Origin of the sequence: Klebsiella sp. RHBSTW-00215, assembly GCF_014103785.1 — a bacterium.
Lineage (GTDB): Bacteria > Pseudomonadota > Gammaproteobacteria > Enterobacterales > Enterobacteriaceae > Klebsiella.
This window is the reverse complement of the sequence record NZ_JABXQS010000001.1, coordinates 5,431,022-5,450,696: the sequence shown is the minus strand read 5'-3', so window position 1 is coordinate 5,450,696 and position 19,675 is coordinate 5,431,022. Positions and strand designations below refer to the sequence as shown.

Here is a 19,675-nt window from a genome sequence, read left to right as displayed (position 1 = left end):
TATCGACAGGAGTCTCACTTCAATGATTAAGTCTTTTTTTGCCGCATTATCGTTTATCAGCCGCCTGCCGGTCCCGGCGCGTTTGTCCCAGGGGCTGGAGATAGAACAATATCAACGCAGTATCGTCACGTTTCCATTCGTCGGGCTTTTGCTGGGGGCTATCGGCGGCGCGGTGGTGATGCTATTCCAGCCGTGGTGCGGTGGCCCGCTTGCCGCGCTGCTCGGCGTGCTGGCGCTGGCGCTGTTGACTGGCGGTTTTCATCTTGATGGTCTGGCGGATACCTGCGATGGCATCTTTTCCGCCCGTCGCCGTGAGCGGATGCTGGAAATCATGCGCGACAGTCGGCTAGGAACCCATGGGGGTCTGGCGCTGATCTTCGTGCTGCTCGCTAAGGTGCTGGTGGTGAGCGAAGTCGCGCTACGCGGGACGTCGGCAATTGCTGCGCTGGCGGCTGCCTGCGCCGTGGGTCGCGGGATGGCGGTGCTGCTGATGTATCGCCAGCGCTACGCCCGCGAGGAGGGGTTGGGTAATCTGTTTATCGGCAAGATTACGCTGCGTCAGACGCTGATTACCATGGGGATAGCTCTGGTGCTGGCGACGCTGCTGCTCGGAGTCAACGGTTTGCGAGCGGCACTCATCACGGTGGTGCTGGTCTGGGCGTTGGGTCAGGCGCTGAAGCGTACCCTGGGTGGGCAAACAGGCGATACATTAGGCGCAGCGATTGAGCTGGGGGAAGTGATATTTCTGCTGGCGCTGCTATAGGAATTGCTTTCTTCCCGGTGGCGCTGTGTATGACCGGGCTACGGGTAGTACAGTCTGCATGCTGGGTAGCCCGGACAGGCGCATCGCGCCGCCTCCGGGAAATTACTCAGCGCATACGCCTACAGCGCTTTTTGCCACACGCTCTGCGGTAGCAGATAAACGTCCGCTGGCGCGTTCATTCCGTCGGTCACGATATGCTGAATGCCGCTGGTCATCACCGCCAGGGTGACGTCGAAGGCGTTCAGGCTATCGCCAAAACCGGCGGTCAGGTTGAGCATTGAACCATTAGCCATCAGATACACGGTTTTATCGCCCATCCGATAGGCGTTGATATACGGCATCACCTCTTCATGGCTGAACTGGCGCAGGTACTCGCAGTCAATCTCTTCCGCCACGTGGCCGACGTTAAGGATAAACACGCCATCTTTGGCCTTATCCAGCGCCTGTCTATTGACCACTTTTTTACCACCGGTCGCCGTGGCAACAACGTCTGCTGAGGCAATCGCTTCCTGCAATTCAACCACGTGCCAGCCGTCGTAGGCCGCCTGGAGTCGACGGGCCGGATCGATTTCCGCCACCATCACCTGGCCGCCGAAGGCTTTTGCTGCCGCCGCTACGCCCTGACCAACCAGACCATAACCGATCACCAGTACTTTTTTCTCATGCAGGGTGAGATGGGTGGTCTGGAAGAAGGTGTGCCAGGCGGTCAAACCGACCATATGGCGGTTGTGCAGCCCCTCTTTAACCGGTAAATCATCCCAGTTAAAAATCGGATAGCCGGGACGGATATCGCCCAAACGACTGACGCCGGAACCCGTCGCTTCAAGCCCAGCCACGATGTTGCCGAACTCGCCGCGCTGATGCAGCAGCGTGGTAATATCCGCGCCCATTTCACACAGATGCGTCGGCTGCCAGGCAATCGCTTTTTCCCAGGATTGCTGCCAGTCGGCATCGCTCATATCGCGCCATGCACAGGCTTCTGCGCCGCGTTCCACCAACCAGGCGACAACGTCATCTTGCACCGTCGTTGGGTTACAGGTGGTGAGGAAAACCTTCGCGCCTTTCTCCAGGATCCCCTGTACCAGCGGGATCATTTTCATATCAAGATGCATGCAGCAGGCCAGGCGGACCTGGCTGAGATCGGGCAGGGCGGCAACCTGGCGCAGGGTGCGCGGCATATTCTGACTGGCCCATGCCACTTCTTTCTCTAAATTTGTTTTGTTATTCAATGTGGTTGACCTTCAATCCATAGAGTGGGTATACCCGTCATACTTTAAGTTGCATGTGCGTTGGCTTCCTGCAACTTGAATTATTTAGGGTATATATCCCGACGGGGAGAGTGATTTTAACGTAGCGTGTAAATTTTTTATATTCACAAAATGAATACTGTAAAGCCACGATAAAGACATGGTTGTTAAATTATGGTTAAAAAAAGAAAATGAAATATAAGTTCTTATTATGACGTAAGCGAGTTGTACGATGTTAAGCGTTTTACCCGGATCGTTCTTTTCACGGATCCGTATCTTCCTTGGCCGTTTGAAACCACATGCTTTGCCGGTCGCCAGAAAACACATTGTTTTGGCGTCGATCGGTGCCGGGACGGGGCTGGCGGTAACCAGCATGTTCAGCCACTGGTTGCTGGGCGAAGTCAACCTCTGGTTTATCGCGCCAATGGGCGCATCGGCGGTGTTGCTGTTTGGCGTGCCGAGCAGTCCGCTAGCCCAACCGTGGTCGATTGTCGGCGGCAACGTATTATCGGCGCTCATCGGGGTGACGGTGGGGATACTGGTCCCCGATCTCGCGCTGGCTTGCGGTGTGGCGGCAGGGCTGGCGATCGCCGGAATGTATTTCCTGCGTTGCCTGCATCCGCCGGGCGGGGCGGTGGCGTTAACCGCGATCCTTGGCGGCGCTGGCGTGCAGAGTGAAGGCTATCACTTTGTTTTAACTCCGGTATTACTCAACTCCTTAATGCTGGCGCTGCTGGCCATTGTCTTCAATAATCTGGTTGGACGCCGCTATCCGCACCCGCTGGCGGCGGAAGAAGTGAAGGCGAAATCGGTGCCGCTGGGCATCGCAGTGACGCGTGACGATATCCACGCGGCGCTGCTCGACGGTCAGTTTCTCGATATTGATGAAGATGACGTGCAGGAACTGCTGGAAAATATCGAGCAGAAAGCCAGGCTGCGGATCGCCAGCACGCAACGATCCTGATTTTCTTTCCTGCTACCGGGGGAACGTGAATTTACCTCGCGTTCCCTTTTTTATTGTACTTCCTCCCGACCAATAGCCGAGTCAGGCAATTCTTCACGCCCCGTACGTACAAAACTCTCTGGATCGTGATTGCGATCGAGAAAATCGTCCATTTGATGAGCAAAAAGTTGACGCCCTTAACGAAATGAAAATTCCAAAATAAATTGATATGGATTTTTTAATTCGTAAGCGTATAACAAGTTGTTAAATTATGCACCCGGGTGCAAAGAGGTTTGCAACTGATTTACGATGCCAGAACCTGCTGTCTCTGCATTGGCAATGTGATCTTTTTATTCATAAAAACAAAACGATAGAACGCTCATCCCTGACAGGACAACAAAATGACCGATCATGTGATAACTGAAAGTCGTAAAACAGATAATGATAAGAAAATCAGATTAATAACCCTCGTCTCCACCATCGGCGGTTTGTGCTTTGGCTATGACACCGGGGTTATTTCCGGCGCACTGATTTTTATGAAGAACGACCTTGGCCTCAGCCCGTTGCAGGAAGGGCTGGTGACATCGTTCTTATTATTCGGCGCTGCAATCGGCTCCGTTGGTGGCGGCTGGCTGTCGGACCGGCAGGGCAGGCGGAAAAATATCCTTTGGGTGGCGATTATCTTTATCTTCGGCGCGCTCGGTACCGCCGTAGCGTGGGATATGTCGTCGATGATTATCGCCCGCTTTATCCTTGGCCTGGCGGTGGGCTGCGCGTCGGTGACGGTACCGATTTATATCTCCGAACTGGCGCGGCCCTCACAGCGCGAACGGCTGGTCACGGTCAACGAGCTGATGATCGTCACCGGGCAGTTTCTCGCCTATTCGGTCAACGCCGCCATCGTCAATTTCTTTCCCGATATGTCACACAACTGGCGCTTGATGCTGGCAATCCCGGCGCTGCCCGGTGCGCTGCTGTGGATCGGCATGCTGGTGATGCCGGAGTCTCCACGTTTCTTTGTGCGTAAGGGGCAAATCGACAAAGCGGTTGCGGTGTTGAAAACGATTCGCCGCCCGGAAGAAGTGGAGCAGGAGATCCGCGATATTCAGCAGGTAAGCCAGGCTGGCGCTATCCATGGTCGGTTTATCGATGAACTGAAAAAGAAATGGGTGCTACAGCTGATTTTAATTGGCCTGATGATTGTGCTGGCGACGCGGGTCACCGGGGTTAATACCATTATGTACTACGCCCCGACGGTGCTGAAATCCACCGGTCTTGGCGATGCGGCGGCGGTGACCGGCGCGGTGGCCAACGGCGTGGTTTCTATCCTCGCGACTCTATTAGGGATGCTGCTGATTGGCAGACACTCGCGGCGGAAAATGTTCTTCACCGGGCAGATAGGCGTCACGTTAAGCCTGGTGCTGATCGGCCTCTCTTTCAAACTCTTCTTCCACATGGAAACCGTTGATGGCGTTAGCGGGCTGCAGGCCAACTTTGCCGGTGCCAGCTACATCATTCTCGCCCTGATGCTGGTGTTCCTCACCTTTATGCAGGGGTGGATTGCCCCGGTGTTCTGGCTAATGCTCGCGGAAATTTACCCGCTGCGGATGCGCGGCCTGGGAATGGGCTTTGCGGTATTCGGGCTATGGATTTTTGACTTCATCATCCAGTCCGTGTTCCCGATTTTACTTAACAACTATGGCGGTGGAATGACCTTCGGTTTCTTCGCCGGTACCAACGTCATTATGTTGATTCTGCTGGTGAAATATCTTCCGGAAACCCGCGGATTAACCCTTGAGCAAATTGAACAAAAATTCAGATTCTGATTTAGAAATGTGGAGGAACATATGACAGTCAATATCGGTTTAATTGGTTTGGGCATGATTGGGCGCGACCATTTACAGCGTTTCCAGTCGGTTATTCAGAACGCCAGAGTCAGCGCTGTTTGTGATATTAATCACAACGTGACCGACTCCATAGCTCGTGAATATGGCGCGCAGGCTTATTACGATGCGGTGGAGATGATTCAATCAGACGACGTAGATGCCGTTTTTATTTGCTCAATCGGCCCGGTTCACAAAGAGCAAATATTGGCAGCGATTAAAGCGGGCAAGCCGGTATTTTGCGAAAAACCGCTGACCCCAACCGCTAATGAAGCGAGGGCGATTATTGATGCTGAAGTGGCGTGCGGCAAACGCATGTTGCAACTGGGGTTTATGCGTCGCTTCGACCCCGGGTACAACCAGCTTAAAGCCACTTTGGACGGCGGTGAACTGGGCGAAATTTTGTTGATTCATTGCGCCCACCGCAATGCCTCGGTCCCGGAAAGCTACACCCTGGAAATGGCGATTAACGATTCCGCGACCCACGAAATAGACATTATTCGTTATCTGCTCAACGAAAATATCGTGTCGGTGCGCGTCGACAAACCGCGTAAGAAGACCCACAGAGCCTGTGCGCACCTGCAGGATCCGCTGATCGTGATTTTTGAAACCGAATCCGGCGTGCGCATCGATGATGAACTGTTTGTGAACTGTGATTACGGCTACGACATCCGTTGTGAAGTGATCGGTGAAAACGCCATCAGCGCGCTGACCGAGCAGGCGCTCACCACCACTCGTTCAACGAAAGGCTATAGCCGGGCGATCCCGCAGACCTGCATGGAACGTTTCGCCACCGCCTACGATCGTGAAGTGCAGAACTTTGTTGACCGCGTGAATGAAGGCAGTGAAATGACCGGGCCATCTTCGTGGGATGGGTATGTCGTGGCGATGGTGTGCGATGCCGGGCTGGCTTCGCTGAAGGATGGCGAGAAGCACGCCGTCTCTCTGCCGGAATGCCCGGCGCTGTATCGCTAACCCTTTAACGCACGGGAGAGGCGCATGTTAACCCTCAAACAAGAAGATATTTTTATTGGCTGCCGGGCGAATTCAAAGAAGAGGGCGCTGCGCATTGCTGCGGATTCCCTGCAGGCCAGCGGTTACGTCAGCGACGGTTTTTTTGAATCAATGGTAGATCGCGAAAAGGCGCTCTCTACCTGGCTCGGGGCGGGCGTGGCGATGCCTCATTGCAGCAAAGAGGGCATTGATTTGGTGCGGCAAACTGGCTTCCAGCTGTTTCAGTTTCCGGATGGCGTGGGCTGGGGGGAAGGCAGAGTGGCTTTCCTGGTGGTCGCCGTGGCGGCAAAAAATAATGAACACATTGATGTTATCGCGGATCTGGCAGACCTGCTTGATGACGAAGTGAAAACGACGCTGCTCGCCAGCGCCGACAGCAAAGACGCGTTTATGCAGATCCTCGAAGGTCACTCATTTAAGAAGGATAGAATATGAAACTGGCACTCTGTACTGATGTTCTCGCCGACCTGGCTTTCCCTGAAATGCTCGACCGCGTGAAGCAGTATGGCATTAAGGGCGTGGAGATGACCGCAGGCGGCTGGTCGCCTTGTCCGCATGTGAAAACCGAAGAGCTGCTGGCTTCCCCAGCGAAGCTCGCGGCGTTTTGCGGGGAACTGGAAAAACGCGGCATGGAAATCGTTGCCCTGAACTGTTCGGGTAATCCGCTGGCACCCGGCGCGCTGGGCGAAAAGCATACCGCCAGCAGCTACCGCACCGTTGAGCTGGCGGCGAAGCTCGGCGTGAAAAAAATCGTCATGATGAGCGGTCTGCCCGGCGGCGGCCCGGACGACAAAATCCCTAACTGGATAACCTCAACGGTTTCCTGGCCCGACTATATGCCAGGAGTGATTGATTACCAGTGGAACGAGGTGGCGATACCGTGGTGGCAGGCTTTTGCCCGCCATGCGGCTGAACACGGGATCGAACAGATTGCCCTCGAAGAGTTCCCCAGCCAGCTGGTGTACAACCCGAGCACGTTGCTACGCCTGCGCGATGCGGTGGGTGACATCATCGGCATGAATCTCGACCCGTCGCACCTGATTGCCATGGGGGCTGAGCCCATTGCCGCTGCCCGGAAGCTGGAAGGAGTGATTTATCACGTTCACGGTAAAGATGCGCGTATTGAGCGCGGGCTGGCGGACGTTGACGGTCTGCTGGAGTATCAACCGGTGACTGAAACCAAAACCCGGACCTGGAACTACGTGGCGGTTGGCTGCGGACAGGATTTGAAATGGTGGAAGGAGTTCTTCTCAGTGCTGCGCATGACCGGTTACAACGGTTATGTATCACTGGAGATGGAGGACCTGACGATGAGCGTTGAAGCGGGGCTACGGACGTCGATTGATGCCCTTAACGCAACCTTAAGTCAGTGATAACGGGCCGCGTTCTTCCACCGGGGGGCGGGAGAACGCGGTGCGTTTTTTGTTGAGCGGATTCTATCTTGCTGTATTTTACGTTCTATTGGATGTTAATCATCAGGAACGTTAAAACCGAGAATGAGCGCCTCTAAACGACAAAAAGCGACCGCCAGCGATGTTGCGTTACTGGCGGGCGTCTCAAAGTGGACCGTTTCCCGGGCGTTTACTCCCGGGGCATCTATCCAGGCGAAAACGCGAGAAGATGTCATGAAGGCCGCCAATACCCTGGGGTATCGGCCTAATTTGCTGGCGCGCAGCCTGACGCAAAAGCAAACCCACATCATCGGCGTGGCGGTAGACGAACTGCGCAATCCCAATATGGTGCTGTTGCTCAATGAAGTGACTCGCCAGCTACAAAATCGCGGCTATATGGCATTGGTAATTAACGTCGCCGATCAGGAAAGCAACCGCACGGCGATGGCGCTGGCTTACCAGCTCCAGGTTGACGGCATTCTGTTTATGGCAACGGTACTGACGCCGGAGCTTATTGCGATCGCCACTGAAATTCACCGGGTACCGCTGGTGCAGATTGGTCGTAATACCGAGAATCCGGAAATCCAGGTGGTGAATATCGACGGCTGGCTTGCTGGCAAGCAGATCGCTGAACTGCTGCTGGGGCAGGGGCATCGTACATTTGGTTATATGAAAGGGCCTGACACCCCGTCGCATCATTTACTGCGAATGGAAGGGTATCAGGCGGCGCTGGAGAAGGGCGGTTGTCGACTTGATACGTTGCTGGTGGCTGGGCAGTATCTGCGCACTCGGGGATATGCTGCGATGAGCGACTATCTTGACGCTACGCCTGAAGCCGAGCGAGTCGATGCTCTGTTCTGCGAAAACGATATTCTGGCCATTGGCGCGTTACAGGCACTGCGCGAGCGGGATTTAACCATGAGTATTGTCGGTTTCGATAATATCGACGAAGCGGCAGCGCCGGAGTGGCAGCTGACCACTTACGATCAACGGCGCGAGCGGCTGGTTGAAGAGGCACTGAATCGACTGATCGACGCAACTGAAGGCTTGCCGGCGGCGTGGCGCTCCGGGGAACTGATCGTGCGCCAGTCTCATCGCCACCAGGGCTAAAGCTCGCCGGTCATATACTGTGCGACGCCGCGGCCAAAACTCCAGTCGCCTTTGTGGTTGCTTATCACCGAGATCATCAGGTCATCGCCGCTCAGCCCGCAGTGCTCCTGTAATTGAGCTTGCAGAGTGGCATAGAAAAGCTGCTTCTGCTGTTCACTGCGCGGGCTGGTATAAACTCTCACCACGACCACCTCTTTGCTGCGCGTTAGTTCCAGTCCGGTATCTTCAATCACCATATGGTGAGCTTTGTTTTCGTGAACAATCTGGTAACGGTCGCGCTCGGGTACTTTGAATGCCTGCACCACGGCGCGGTGAGCCGCATCCAGCAGGGTTTTGATCTCGCTTTCACTACGGCCTTCAATAATATCAAACGTTAGTAACGGCATGGCAGATGGTCCTTATTGTTGGATTAACGAGCGATGAATGTGATGCTAACCCATGCTGATGCGGGCAAAAACCGCTATATTTGAACTCATTGTTTTCCTACGTGAACAATCGACATGAACGAAATCCGCCCGGAAATATACTGGACTCACCTGTACTGGCTAACGGTACTGGAGGAGCAAAAAAGCTACACCCGTGCGGCTGAAAAGCTGGCGGTGAGTAAGTCCGCCATTAGTCAGAAGATCAGCGAACTGGAGCGGGTGACCGGCAAGTCGCTGGTGCACCGAACCACTCGCAGCGTCACGTTAAGCGAAGATGGGTTGCGGCTGGTGGCGGAGCTTAACGAGCCTTTCGGCCAGATCCGCGAGATCTTCACCGGCACCTGCGATGATGAAGGCGGGCCACTGCGCGGAACGCTGCGGCTAACCGCACCGGTGGCCTTTTCGCGCCAGCAGCTGGTCCCGGCTATCACGCCCTTTTTGCACGAGCATCCACAGCTTCATCTTCAACTGGAAGTCACCGACCGGCTGGTGTCGCTGGCTAGCGAAGGATTCGATCTTGCCATTCGCCACTGCCGTCGCGAACTGCTGCCACAGACCCATGTGGCCTGGCCACTCTGTCAGACGGCAACCCTGGTTGTTGCCTCGGCGGATTATATTCGCCGCTTTGGTCGCCCCGACTCGCCAGACGCGCTGCGTCAGCATCACTGCCTGACCTATCCGCGTGGGCCGCAAAGCCCGCACTGGACCTTCGAATGCGGCAATGAACGAGTCAGCGTGAAAGTGCAGGGGCCATTTTCGACCAACAACAGTGAATCCCTGCGCGATGCGGTGCTGGCTGGGCTGGGAATTGCATTACTGCCGGATTTTAGCGCCAGAGAGGCGATTGGCCGTGGGTTGGTACAGGAACTGTTGCCGGGCTGGCAGCCGGTGGATGTGTTTGCGGAAAATCTTTACGTCATTCGCCCCTACACGCCGCGCGTATCGCGGGCGGTAGAGACCTTTAGCCGCTATCTGAAGACCACTTTTAGCTGATGTTTTGCAGCACTTGCACCAGCGCCTCGTGAAAGCGGGGAAGCAAATCAGCCTCTTCAGGGATAAGCTCCGCCAGGGCCACGGTTTTATCGGTGCGGTAGATTCGACCGCTGCCCAGATGCGCTTCAAAGGCATTCGCCGCCTGATGCGCTGCATGGAGATCGGCGTCCAGCAATATCACCGCGTGGGCGAGAACCACATGGCCTTTGCCCCCAGCCATTGGTCGCCAGTACTGCGCCGTACCGGCGATTTTACGCACCTGCTCGCCTTCACCGCAGGCCAGATTGTAGCGACCATCGCAAAACGAACCGCTCACCGCCTGGAAGTGGCTGGCGACGTTAAAAGTTGCCAGCGTGCGCTGAAGCAGGCCGCAGAGGAACAGATAAATCGGCTCTGCCGCGTCGCCCAGCGGTTGGTAAACCGGCCAGGCGAGGCTGAGATTGATAATCCCCGGCCCCTGCGGCACCAGCCCGCCGCCGGAGCGGCGTAGCCAGACCGGCCAACCCTGGTGGGCAAACTGCTCACTTACCGCCGCCAGTTCCGTGAATTTTCGGTAGCTTCCGGGGACCACAAACCCCTGCGGAGCCTGCCAGAGCTGAGCGACGGCTTCCCCGTTAATAGCCCGATCAAACAGCGGCTGCTCCGCCAGCGTCGGGTCGGGGCAATATTGAATCGGAAGAAGCTGATGATTAAAACGCGTCGGCCAGCATGCCTCGCCGCGATAGTCCTGAGTCATTTTGTCTCCTTAAAGACTATTCAGCGTGGCGACTGGGCTTCATCAACATCGCCGTCAGGGCGGAGAGCAGGCAGCCTGCGGTCAAATAGATAGCGACGCTATGCCATGACCCCCCTGAGAAGGTGACCAGCGCGGCGGCGATAAACGGTGTAAAGCCGCCGCCAACCACGCTGGCGACCTGATATCCCACCCCGGCCCCGCTATAGCGGTAGCTGGCGCCAAACATCTCGGTAAACATCGGCTGCTGGACGCAAACCACCATATCGTGGGCGATGTTCGCCAGCATCAGCGCGAAGAACAGGATCCAGAAATAGGACTGGCTTTCGAGCGCCATAAAAAATGGGAAACCGCTAAGCGTACCGATCAGCGCCCCGGTGATGTACACCCGACGTCGCCCGAAGCGATCCGCCAGCCATGCGAAGCAGGGAATGGTCAGGCAGCTGATGGCGCCGACTAACAGGCCAATATTGAGGAACAGTTCGCGCGGCAGGCCGAGATTCTGCGTGGAGTAGTTCAGTGCGAAGGCGGTGACGATGTACATCGTCAGCAGTTCGCACAGGCGCAGACCGATGATCATTAAAAAAGCGCCCGGATGGCGGAGCAGAGCTTCTACCACCGGCAGACGCTTTTTCTTCGGTTGGCTCTGCTGATCACGTTGCTGCTGTTCGAATTCAGCCGATTCTGCCATGCCGTTACGGATCCACAGCGCCGCCAGCACCAGCACCACGCTAAACAAGAACGGCAGACGCCAGCCCCAGCTCAGGAACTGTTCATCAGTAGTGCAAGAGCTTATCAGCGACACCAGGCCGGTAGAGAGCAGCAGGCCGACGCCGTAGCCCACCTGCACGCCGCTGCTGTAGAACGCTTTTTTATTTTTTGGCGCACTTTCTACCGCCAGCAGCGCCGCGCCGCCCCATTCACCGCCTACCGCAAAACCCTGCACGGCACGCAGCAGAACCAGCAGAGCTGGTGCCCACCAGCCAATCTGATTGAACGAAGGCAGCAGGCCAATGCAGGCGGTGGCGATCCCCATCATCCAGACGGTCATCATCAGCATACGCTTGCGCCCAAGGCGATCGCCGAAGTGGCCGAAGATAATGCCGCCGAGCGGGCGGAAGAGGAAGCCTACGCCGAAAGTGGCGAAGGCGGCCAGGGTGCCCATCGCCGGGCTGACCTGCGGAAAGAACTCCCGGTTAAAAACCAGCGCGGCGGTAATGCCATAGAGGAGAAAATCGTACCAGTCGACCACGGCCCCGGCGAAGCTGCCCCAGGCCGCCCTGCGGGCGCGATTGAGTGAGTTTGCCTCCTTGCCGGGGCGATTAGAAATGAGCGTTGAGTCCATACTTGTCCTGTCTGTTGCTGAATTTATAATTTTTGGAATGAGACGCTTTCCTGATTAGCGTTCTATTGAGACTACCGCGCTGATGGAAAAGAGAAAAGATTTTTACTTGGGCTTTGTCCTGAAAGGCATTTAGCGTCTGAAGAGGGGTAAGGACAGCGGCTTCCCGGTCGCTCAGAATGTGAGCTTCAGAGTTGGCTTATTGTCTTTAATTTATTTTTTAGTCTCGATGGGGACATCTTTTAAGAATTCACGCAAATGGTTTACAATTAACATGTCTCCAATTTCGGAATGGTGAGTTAAATGCGTTTATTTTTTGCAGCTTTATTTTGTGTCATGGTTTTGCCTTCCGCTTTTGCAGAAAAACTGCCGATGCCTGTGGGGAAACCCGTTTTAACTATTTCCGGACTGATTGGGAATACGAATGAAGGCGATAAGGCTGTTTTTGATGTCGCAGCGTTAGAAAAACTGGGCATGGAAACGACAGTGACCACGACGCCATGGTATTCCGGAAAAGTCCGCTTTGACGGGGTTTCCCTTAGTAAGCTCATGGATTTAGTCGGTGCTAAAGGAAAGTCAGCCAGGGTGCTGGCGCTAAATGATTATACCACCATCGTTCCGCTTGATGATTTTCAAAAATTCCCTGTTATTTTGGCTTTAAAAATGAATGGCGAATATATGCGCATTCGCGATAAAGGGCCTTTATTTATTGTTTACCCTTATGACAGCAGCCCGGAATTGCAGAATCAAATCTATTATTCTCGTTCAGCATGGCAGGTTTCGAAGATTATAATTGAGTAAGGGTTTGATCTTGAATCGAATACTCACTGCCATTATTTTGTCGCTTTTCATTGTTACCGGATACATTACCTATCTGGTACATGAGCGACAAAGTGAGCTGCAAAAATTAACGCGTTACACCGATTCGTGGTCAGTCTCGCAAATAGTCTCCGAATACATGCGCCTTGAAGCGCGGCTGAGTGCGATGGGGATGGGCGTTGAGGGGAGCGATCGCGATGAGGTGCGCCTACGCCTGGAAATTATGATGAGCCAGATTGCGCTGCTACAGCAGGGCGATCTGGGAAAGTTTATTGGTAAAGATGCGCAGCGTAAGGCGACGGTTGCCCGCCTGGTGCGTATCCTGAATCAGTTGGATAAGCAACTGGATACCATGACGACCGCGCAGTTAAAACCGCTACTGCGCGAAATGAGCACGCTGGACGGACCTATGACCTCAATAGCGTCAACCTCGCTTGCTCAGGACATCAATATTGTTAACCTGACCCACGATAAAATACAGAACCTGTATTATATCTATTCAGCCATTTCTATCCTGTTGATTACCCTCTGTATCACGTTGGGTCTGCTGATGCTGCGGCAAAATAATACGCTGCGTCGTGCACATGTGCGGATGAAATTACTGGCCAACGATCTGCAGACATCAAAAGAGAAACTGCAAGTGCAGAACCGTCGGCTGCAGTACGACGCCTATCATGATTCGCTGACCGGTATGCCCAACCGACTCTCTTTCTGGCAACGGTTGCAGGAGATAGTTAACCAGGTCCGGCCCTATAACGGCTCGGCGGTGGTGATGCTGTTCGATCTCGACAATTTTAAAGATGTGAATGATACCCAGGGCCACGATGCCGGGGATAAGCTACTGCAGGATTTAGCTAGCCGTCTCTCCTTTTTTCGCAAAACGTCAGAGACGCTGTATCGGTTGGGGGGCGATGAGTTTGCGCTTGTTTCGCACGATTTAAGCGAGGAGATGGCGCTGGAGCGGGCGAATGTCATTCGCGAAAAAATCAGTCAGCCGTATCAGATTTATGATTCGCTGATCCATATCGGCGCTTGCATCGGGATTGTTATTTCTGATGGCGAGAGCCGTACCGATTATTTATACAAGTGTGCCGATCTGGCGCTGTACGAAGCGAAAAAAGAGGGTTCCGGTAAAGTACAGATATTCCGTCCCGATATGCTTGAGCGTTTGCAGGAGAATAAATCCTTTGAAGACGATCTGCTGCAGGCGCTGGATAAAGGTGAGTTCAGGGTTTACTACCAGCCCATTGCCGATACGATTAACGGTGAAATCTACGGTTATGAAGCGCTGGTCCGTTGGTTTCATCCGCTGCGCGGTAGCGTACCGCCGAGCGAATTTATCCCGGTTGCCGAGAAAATCGGCCTGATTAACCCGTTGGGTGAGTGGGTACTCAGAACCGCCTGCCGGGAGGCCGCCAGCTGGTCATCGCCGCTCAAGGTGTCGGTTAACGTTTCGCCCATTCAGCTTATTAACAGTTCGCTGACCGATACCGTCATTTCGATACTGAAAAGTACTGGGCTCGATCCGCACCGACTCGATCTGGAGATTACCGAGTCGGATGTATTTAACGAAAACACCCGTTCCTTAGAGATCCTCAGCCAACTGCGCGAACTGGGCGTTCAAATTTCTATTGATGATTTTGGAACCGGGTATTCATCGCTATCGCGCTTGAGTTATTTCCCTTTTGATAAGATAAAAATCGATCGTTCATTTGTGATTAATATCCCGGGTCAGAAAGATGATCTCGATATCGTCCGCTTGATTATTAGTATGGGTAAAAGCTTGCATATGCGCATCGTTGCCGAAGGTGTTGAAACAGAAGAGCAGCTGAAGTCGTTGCAGAAATTAGGATGCGATCTGGTGCAAGGATATTTAATAGGTAAGCCCGGGCCGCTGAACTCATCTGGGAATAATTAGCTTATCTTGTTTTTTGGCGGGCGATTTCGATTTTATAGAATCGCCCGTATCTATTTTAGTGAGTATCTAACTCCTGGTGGGTATAAATAGGGGTAGGTGCAACGTTTGCCAAAAAATAATGGCCTCAGTGATTCAAAGGGGTATATGATATGCAATATATTTTCCCGTTCCCGATCGCACTGATAGTGTGTAAAGAGAGGCAGAATCATGCAGCGAATCATTATCCCGACCCACTATGTCCAGACCCGCAGTACGCCGCTGTGGACCAAAGAGACCGCTCCGGCGTCAATCTGGAAACGACATCTTGATGCCGGGACCCGGCAGGGCGTCTATCCGCGCCTGTCGGTTATGAGAGGGGCGATACGCTATCTGGGATTTGCTGACGAGACCAGCCCCGATCCGGTTGAAACGTTAACTATTGCCGAAGGTGAATTTGGCGTTTTTCCTCCAGAGAAATGGCACTGCATTGAAGCATTAACTGAAGATACAGTTTTTAATGTCGATTTTTATGTCGATCCCAAAATTCTGATTGAGGGCTAAGGAAGATGATGAACAGTGAAAATCTGGGGTACTCGTTAGCGGTGATTAACGGCAACAATAAAGATAAAAAAGAGAAAGTCTATCTTAAGCCGATGGCCCTTTATGTTCCTGATATCGCCGTCCAGGCCGTATCTGAGCTTATTTCTACGCTGTCCGCGGATAATACCGGAGGAAAAGGGTTTATATTGACGGTCACCAACAATAATAATGGTGTATCGGTAGACAATGAATTCGCTACCCTGGCTGAGTTGCAGGATCCGACCATCGCCGCTGATGCGGTTAAAGACCTGATCAACATCGTGCGCGGCTACGAGTCTGATGAAGAGACCAACGTCTGCGGCTGGTAGTGGGTTTGTTAAAGCAGAACCGTCAGCTGCCGTCGATGGTCAGCTGACGATGAACTGCCTGTGGCGTACGACGGCGAATCCAACTGATGATCAGGCAAATTCAAAGTTTTTTCTGACAGCACCAATGCTATTGGAAAGATAACTAGTCCGCCAGTATAAACTGGATCTCGATTTGATTATCTTTGGCTAAAGGTCCATTCCAGAAGTGATAAACCTCCCGACTTTCATTGGTCAGCATAATTTTTTCCGCAACAATATCTTTCAGCAGCGGCGCATATCCTTGGGTGAACAGCGAACGTAAAGGGCCAGTGTAACAAGAGGAGACACAAGAGACTTTATTCAGTTTTTTAACCGACACCGCGCCGGCAGCCTGAGCTCGCTCATCAACGATTAAGCAAAAATCTATTTTATATTTTGTTTTGCCATTTTTAGGCAAGTTGTAAGAGATGAAAATCCATTTATTATCTACTTTAATATTCTGTTTTTTTAATTCTGACTCTATTGTTTTTTGTGCATCGATACAATATTTGGCGATTTCGGGAATACACAACATATTGCTGACGTAAGCAACATACAGTTCATCTTGAACCTTAATTTGCATTTTTAGCTCCTGAAAAAGATATGAGTGCTTTCTCATGGTTCTGGCTTCAGAAGTACTTTATCAAAAGCGAAGGGTAGTTCAATTAAATTTTTAAAATATATTTTAATTAACTGAAGTTGTGTTTTTATTGGAAATGCTAAGAATGGATTGCATGCTTTACCTGAACGTTAGGTGCATCGTCGAACCGACCTTCCATCCCATGCGAAAGCTGCAAAATCAGCTCAGCCACGTTATCTTTTTCCACCGGCGGCGAGAGGAAATATCCCTGAAAGCGATCGATTCCCAGCGCTTGCAATCGGTTGAATTTTTCCTGGCTGTCTACGCCTTCGGCAATGCAGCGGCTACCGGTAAGCTGGCAATAATAGACCAGACTCTTTATCAGAGTCAGCGCGTGCAGGTCGCACTGCATATCGTTCACAATACTCATATCCAGCTTATATGCGTCGAATATGACCGTGCGCACCGGAAACATCACGCTGCTTTGTGAAAAGCAGTCATCCAGCACGATGCGAAAACCGCGTTTGCGCAGCCGGGCGATATTTTCAGCTATTTTTCCATGATGATGAGGATCTATGGTTTCGGCAAACTCCAGCACCAGTCGGTCAGACATTCGGGGATGACGTAGCTGCTGGCGCGCCGTTTCCATCATTCGGATCAGGTTTTCATTGTTGGCGATAGCGGCGGGAATATTCACCGAGAAATAACACTCGCCAGGATGCTGATTAATATTCTGTACCGCCTCCTGGAGCACAAACGCGGTCAGTACCAGCCACGCGTACTCAGAATGTACCTGCGGCAAAAAATCGCCAGCAAGCAGTACGTCGCCATTCCGACGCCAGCGGGAAAGGATCTCTATTCCCCGAACCTGCAGATGCTCATCGGTGATGGGCTGGAAAACCGGGAAAATTTGCCGACTGTAAATAGCATGCACAAACTCGCGCTCAAAAGTGGACAGCGCGTCGAGGGCTTTATTTGTCGTTCCTTTGAGCTGACCGCCGGGAAAACACGCGGCCAGCTGAGGGTGGTGTTCCACCATCTTTTTCAGTCCTGCAGTTCTTTGGTTGTAGAGGGTTTTATGGCTGATGCCGCGGCGTTTTGCCTGGACGATAGCGCTGTATCCGCTGAATAAACCGAGAATGGCGTTGAGCTCCGGCCTGGTTAGCCCGCCGGGGCGTTTTCCACGAACTTGTGCCTCTTCGTCTGATAATTGCTCAAGTAAAGGATAGCTCTCCAGAACGTGATCCTGAAGCAGTGCTGACAGACAGGAGACGGGGAGATCGGAGGCGGCGGCACGCACCTCAGAAAGCAGACGCCGGTCTGCAACCTGATGCAACAGCGTGTGCCATAGCCAGTTCGCCGGGCTGCGGCTGAGAAGCAGCATCGGCAGCGGCACGTTGGAGTGCTCCAGCAGGTCTGCGGCTTGCCGTAGTGTGCTAAGGAGCTTGCCTGGCGAGTCGGGCAAAAATACCACGATACGGTGAACGTGGGTGTTGACGGGTATCACCGGGGTGTCCGAGGACAGCACTACGGGCGGCATCCCGCCTTCAATCATCATGGCGACTAGCCCCGTGGCGGCCAGCGAGCAGGGAGACAAGATATAATCCACCCCCGACTCGCTGTCTGGTATGGGCGAATTATTCGTAAACAAAAGTCACCCCGATAATTGACTGCACGTTGCCCGCCGTCACTTGTCCGCTGGTGCGCGCGTAGTTAGCCGTTAAGCCCAGGTTCACCGCCGAAGTACTCACGTTGCCTAAGGACACCGTACTATTGGTGGGAACCGCGCTACCGTTACGCGTTAGCTGAACGCCAATCCCCTGCGCCGGAGAGGCCGATGCGGTATTCGTGAATATTGAGTTGCCAGCATCTTCTGTGGTCCCGGAGAGGTAATAGCCCAGATTCTGGCTTTGCGCGCAGTAAACTGTCAGCGGTACTACCGCTGAAGCTGGATATTCCGGCAGCGTCACCGTCACATCGCGAGCAGAAACGTCGCAGCCGCCGGTTGGAACCACCACATCGTTGTTAGCGTAAATGTTCCACACGAACTGGAAGTCGTCATTGTCCTTGTTATTGGTCTGGCGCAAGATCAGCACGGCGATTAATGACCCGGCGGAAATCGCCACCCCGCCTGCGGTGCTGATGGGCGTCAGATAGAGCAGGGTAGGCCAGGGTTTATCGACTATTGAGTTGTATTCCACCCGCGCTGTTTCGCTGGTGGTCGGAAACTGGTAGCTGGTGCCGTTGTACCTGACAGTGCCCGAAAAACTCGACAACACACCGCCGTAGGCCGATCCACGCTGCAGCGTTACGTAGTCGACCATCGTATCCGGGAAATCGTTATGACAAAAAATCTGCGTTGACAGGTCAACGACCAGGTTCTGCCCGACGCTGACCGCCGGGGCGAGGTTCACGTAAACGTTCGCCGTGCCGCCGCCGATGGGGATGGTGGTGCCGCCAGCAGTTCTACAGGCGAAGGACCAGGCGTTGAGCGACCAACCCGCCAACAGCAGCGTCATCAACAGGGTTATCATCTTTCTCATTAACATATTCTCCTGAATCAGGCGTAGGTGTAGGTGACGCTAATTACTGCCTGAATGGTTCCCTGGGTAGCTCCGCCGTTGACTGACAGTGCGCGGACCTGTAGTGGGAAGCTGGCGGATTGGGTCGCATCATCCACCTGAACCCCTTTTGTCGCGCCGGTGTTCAGGGTGACGCCGCCGTCATCTTGCAGCTCAAGCTGGATATTTCCTGCGGTGCCCTGGTTTTTGTAGTATCCAGTGGCATCCGCCGTGCCGCTGAAGCTGGCGGTGACTCGTGAGGTGCCAACAGGGCAGTTACTCAGGTTGAGCGCCACGCTGTGCCAGGGCGAAGAGGAGCCAGCCGAGACCAGGCTAAAGGTGTAAAGATCGCCAAGATCGACGGTGGCGTTGACGGTGGACACCGTACAGGGTTTGGCCACCACTTTGCCGTTAACGGTAATGGTCACGTCGGCGGCCTGTAGCGTTGGGGAGGTCGCTGCCAGCATCGCGGCCAGAAGCCACCCGGTGTGGGTAAATTTCATCAGCGCCTCCGGTTACTGAAATTCGAGAGTGAATGTTGCGGTTGCATTTACGTGTCCGGCGGTCACCGGTACCTGAGTGGCCATCAGCCGGGCATAAAAGTTCAGCGTATTGGTCTGACCGGGGCTCAGCGTGGTCCATGGGATCGTGGCTGACGCGGCGTTAAGCGGTAGCATCGTCTGCTGTGCGTCAAGGATTTGCACGCCCATGCCCGCTGCGGCTGTCGCCCCGCCGTCGAGTTTTAGCAAGTCGGTATTGATGCTATCGGCAATACCAACAAAACCGATTTTCACCGCTGTGACCGAGCTGCCGCAGGGCGACAGTACGATGCGAAAGGGCACCAAAGGCGTGGTGGCCCCGACCGCATGGAACTGTTTTGCGGCGTTATCCAGCAGGTCGACGGTAAAATCTTTGGATTCGCCCGCGACGGCGCAGGCGTTATCGCGAACGTAACCGCTGATGGTGATGGTGCTGTCCGCCGCGCTGGCGTTGGCAACCACCAGCGACAGGGCGGCGCACAGCAGATAAAGGGTTTTTCTCATCATCA

The 19,675-nt window shown here is 53.8% G+C and carries 21 protein-coding genes; 12 read left to right on the top strand and 9 right to left on the bottom strand.

What is annotated here, in order from left to right:
* Positions 1-22: 22 nt before the first annotated feature.
* Positions 23-763 carry an adenosylcobinamide-GDP ribazoletransferase gene (gene cobS / locus HV127_RS26050; protein WP_182239786.1) on the top strand — a complete coding sequence of 247 codons (741 nt, stop codon included), beginning with the start codon at positions 23-25 and terminating at the stop codon, positions 761-763.
* Positions 764-882: 119 nt separating this feature from the next.
* On the opposite strand, the gene HV127_RS26045 is transcribed toward cobS, so the two are convergent.
* Positions 883-1,992, bottom strand: a complete 1,110-nt coding sequence (locus tag HV127_RS26045; RefSeq protein WP_182207271.1) for an adenosylhomocysteinase — start codon at positions 1,990-1,992, stop codon at positions 883-885.
* Between the two features lie 250 nt (positions 1,993-2,242).
* Here HV127_RS26045 and HV127_RS26040 point away from each other — a divergent pair, with 250 nt between their 5' ends.
* From HV127_RS26040 to HV127_RS26015, 6 genes are all read left to right on the top strand, one after another.
* Entirely contained in the window at positions 2,243-2,974 is a 732-nt protein-coding gene (locus HV127_RS26040; protein ID WP_182207270.1) for an HPP family protein, read from the top strand.
* 380 nt (positions 2,975-3,354) lie between these two features.
* A complete protein-coding gene (locus HV127_RS26035; protein ID WP_182239784.1) occupies positions 3,355-4,779 on the top strand; it encodes a sugar porter family MFS transporter in 1,425 nt (474 codons plus the stop codon).
* A 21-nt stretch (positions 4,780-4,800) separates the two neighbouring features.
* Positions 4,801-5,811 (top strand): Gfo/Idh/MocA family oxidoreductase, encoded by a 1,011-nt coding sequence (locus HV127_RS26030; RefSeq protein ID WP_182239782.1) that lies wholly within the window; start codon positions 4,801-4,803, stop codon positions 5,809-5,811.
* 24 nt (positions 5,812-5,835) lie between these two features.
* Positions 5,836-6,285: a PTS sugar transporter subunit IIA gene (locus tag HV127_RS26025; RefSeq protein WP_182239780.1), complete on the top strand. Its 450-nt coding sequence runs from the start codon at positions 5,836-5,838 to the stop codon at positions 6,283-6,285.
* Entirely contained in the window at positions 6,282-7,223 is a 942-nt protein-coding gene (locus HV127_RS26020) for a sugar phosphate isomerase/epimerase (protein WP_182239778.1), read from the top strand. The genes HV127_RS26025 and HV127_RS26020 overlap by 4 nt, the downstream gene beginning before the upstream one ends.
* A gap of 123 nt (positions 7,224-7,346) precedes the next feature.
* A complete protein-coding gene (locus HV127_RS26015; RefSeq protein ID WP_182239776.1) occupies positions 7,347-8,351 on the top strand; it encodes a LacI family DNA-binding transcriptional regulator in 1,005 nt (334 codons plus the stop codon).
* Here HV127_RS26015 and HV127_RS26010 read toward each other — a convergent pair.
* Positions 8,348-8,737: a tautomerase family protein gene (locus tag HV127_RS26010; protein ID WP_142512891.1), complete on the bottom strand. Its 390-nt coding sequence runs from the start codon at positions 8,735-8,737 to the stop codon at positions 8,348-8,350. The two genes, HV127_RS26015 and HV127_RS26010, sit on opposite strands and share 4 nt — an antisense overlap.
* A 114-nt stretch (positions 8,738-8,851) precedes the next feature.
* Between HV127_RS26010 and HV127_RS26005 the strand changes: the two genes are divergently transcribed.
* A complete protein-coding gene (locus tag HV127_RS26005; RefSeq protein ID WP_182239774.1) occupies positions 8,852-9,769 on the top strand; it encodes a LysR family transcriptional regulator in 918 nt (305 codons plus the stop codon).
* Here the strand turns inward: HV127_RS26005 and HV127_RS26000 are convergent.
* Positions 9,762-10,505, bottom strand: coding sequence for a lipoate--protein ligase family protein (locus tag HV127_RS26000; RefSeq protein ID WP_182239772.1), 744 nt, complete (start codon positions 10,503-10,505; stop codon positions 9,762-9,764). The genes HV127_RS26005 and HV127_RS26000 overlap by 8 nt on opposite strands.
* 16 nt (positions 10,506-10,521) lie before the next feature.
* Positions 10,522-11,847, bottom strand: coding sequence for a shikimate transporter (shiA, locus tag HV127_RS25995; protein WP_182239770.1), 1,326 nt, complete (start codon positions 11,845-11,847; stop codon positions 10,522-10,524).
* Positions 11,848-12,147: 300 nt separating this feature from the next.
* Here shiA and HV127_RS25990 point away from each other — a divergent pair, with 300 nt between their 5' ends.
* From HV127_RS25990 to HV127_RS25975, 4 genes are all read left to right on the top strand, one after another.
* Entirely contained in the window at positions 12,148-12,645 is a 498-nt protein-coding gene (locus HV127_RS25990) for a molybdopterin-dependent oxidoreductase (RefSeq protein WP_182239768.1), read from the top strand.
* A 10-nt stretch (positions 12,646-12,655) separates the two neighbouring features.
* Positions 12,656-14,581, top strand: a complete 1,926-nt coding sequence (locus tag HV127_RS25985; RefSeq protein ID WP_182239765.1) for an EAL domain-containing protein — start codon at positions 12,656-12,658, stop codon at positions 14,579-14,581.
* A 207-nt stretch (positions 14,582-14,788) separates the two neighbouring features.
* Entirely contained in the window at positions 14,789-15,121 is a 333-nt protein-coding gene (locus HV127_RS25980) for a DUF1971 domain-containing protein (RefSeq protein ID WP_181485703.1), read from the top strand.
* 8 nt (positions 15,122-15,129) lie between these two features.
* A complete protein-coding gene (locus HV127_RS25975; protein ID WP_182240844.1) occupies positions 15,130-15,468 on the top strand; it encodes a DUF1869 domain-containing protein in 339 nt (112 codons plus the stop codon).
* A gap of 142 nt (positions 15,469-15,610) precedes the next feature.
* Here HV127_RS25975 and HV127_RS25970 read toward each other — a convergent pair whose 3' ends face one another.
* The 5 genes from HV127_RS25970 to HV127_RS25950 all read right to left on the bottom strand — a co-directional run bounded on the left by HV127_RS25970 (position 15,611) and on the right by HV127_RS25950 (position 19,670).
* Positions 15,611-16,069, bottom strand: a complete 459-nt coding sequence (locus HV127_RS25970) for a hypothetical protein (RefSeq protein WP_182239763.1) — start codon at positions 16,067-16,069, stop codon at positions 15,611-15,613.
* Positions 16,070-16,205: 136 nt separating this feature from the next.
* Complete coding sequence (locus HV127_RS25965) at positions 16,206-17,675, bottom strand: EAL domain-containing protein (RefSeq protein WP_182239761.1); 1,470 nt, start codon at positions 17,673-17,675, stop codon at positions 16,206-16,208.
* 28 nt (positions 17,676-17,703) lie between these two features.
* A complete protein-coding gene (locus HV127_RS25960) occupies positions 17,704-18,609 on the bottom strand; it encodes a fimbrial protein (protein WP_182239759.1) in 906 nt (301 codons plus the stop codon).
* 17 nt (positions 18,610-18,626) lie between these two features.
* A complete protein-coding gene (locus HV127_RS25955; protein ID WP_181485707.1) occupies positions 18,627-19,130 on the bottom strand; it encodes a fimbrial protein in 504 nt (167 codons plus the stop codon).
* 12 nt (positions 19,131-19,142) lie between these two features.
* Complete coding sequence (locus HV127_RS25950) at positions 19,143-19,670, bottom strand: fimbrial protein (RefSeq protein WP_182240842.1); 528 nt, start codon at positions 19,668-19,670, stop codon at positions 19,143-19,145.
* Between the last annotated feature and the right edge of the window lie 5 nt (positions 19,671-19,675).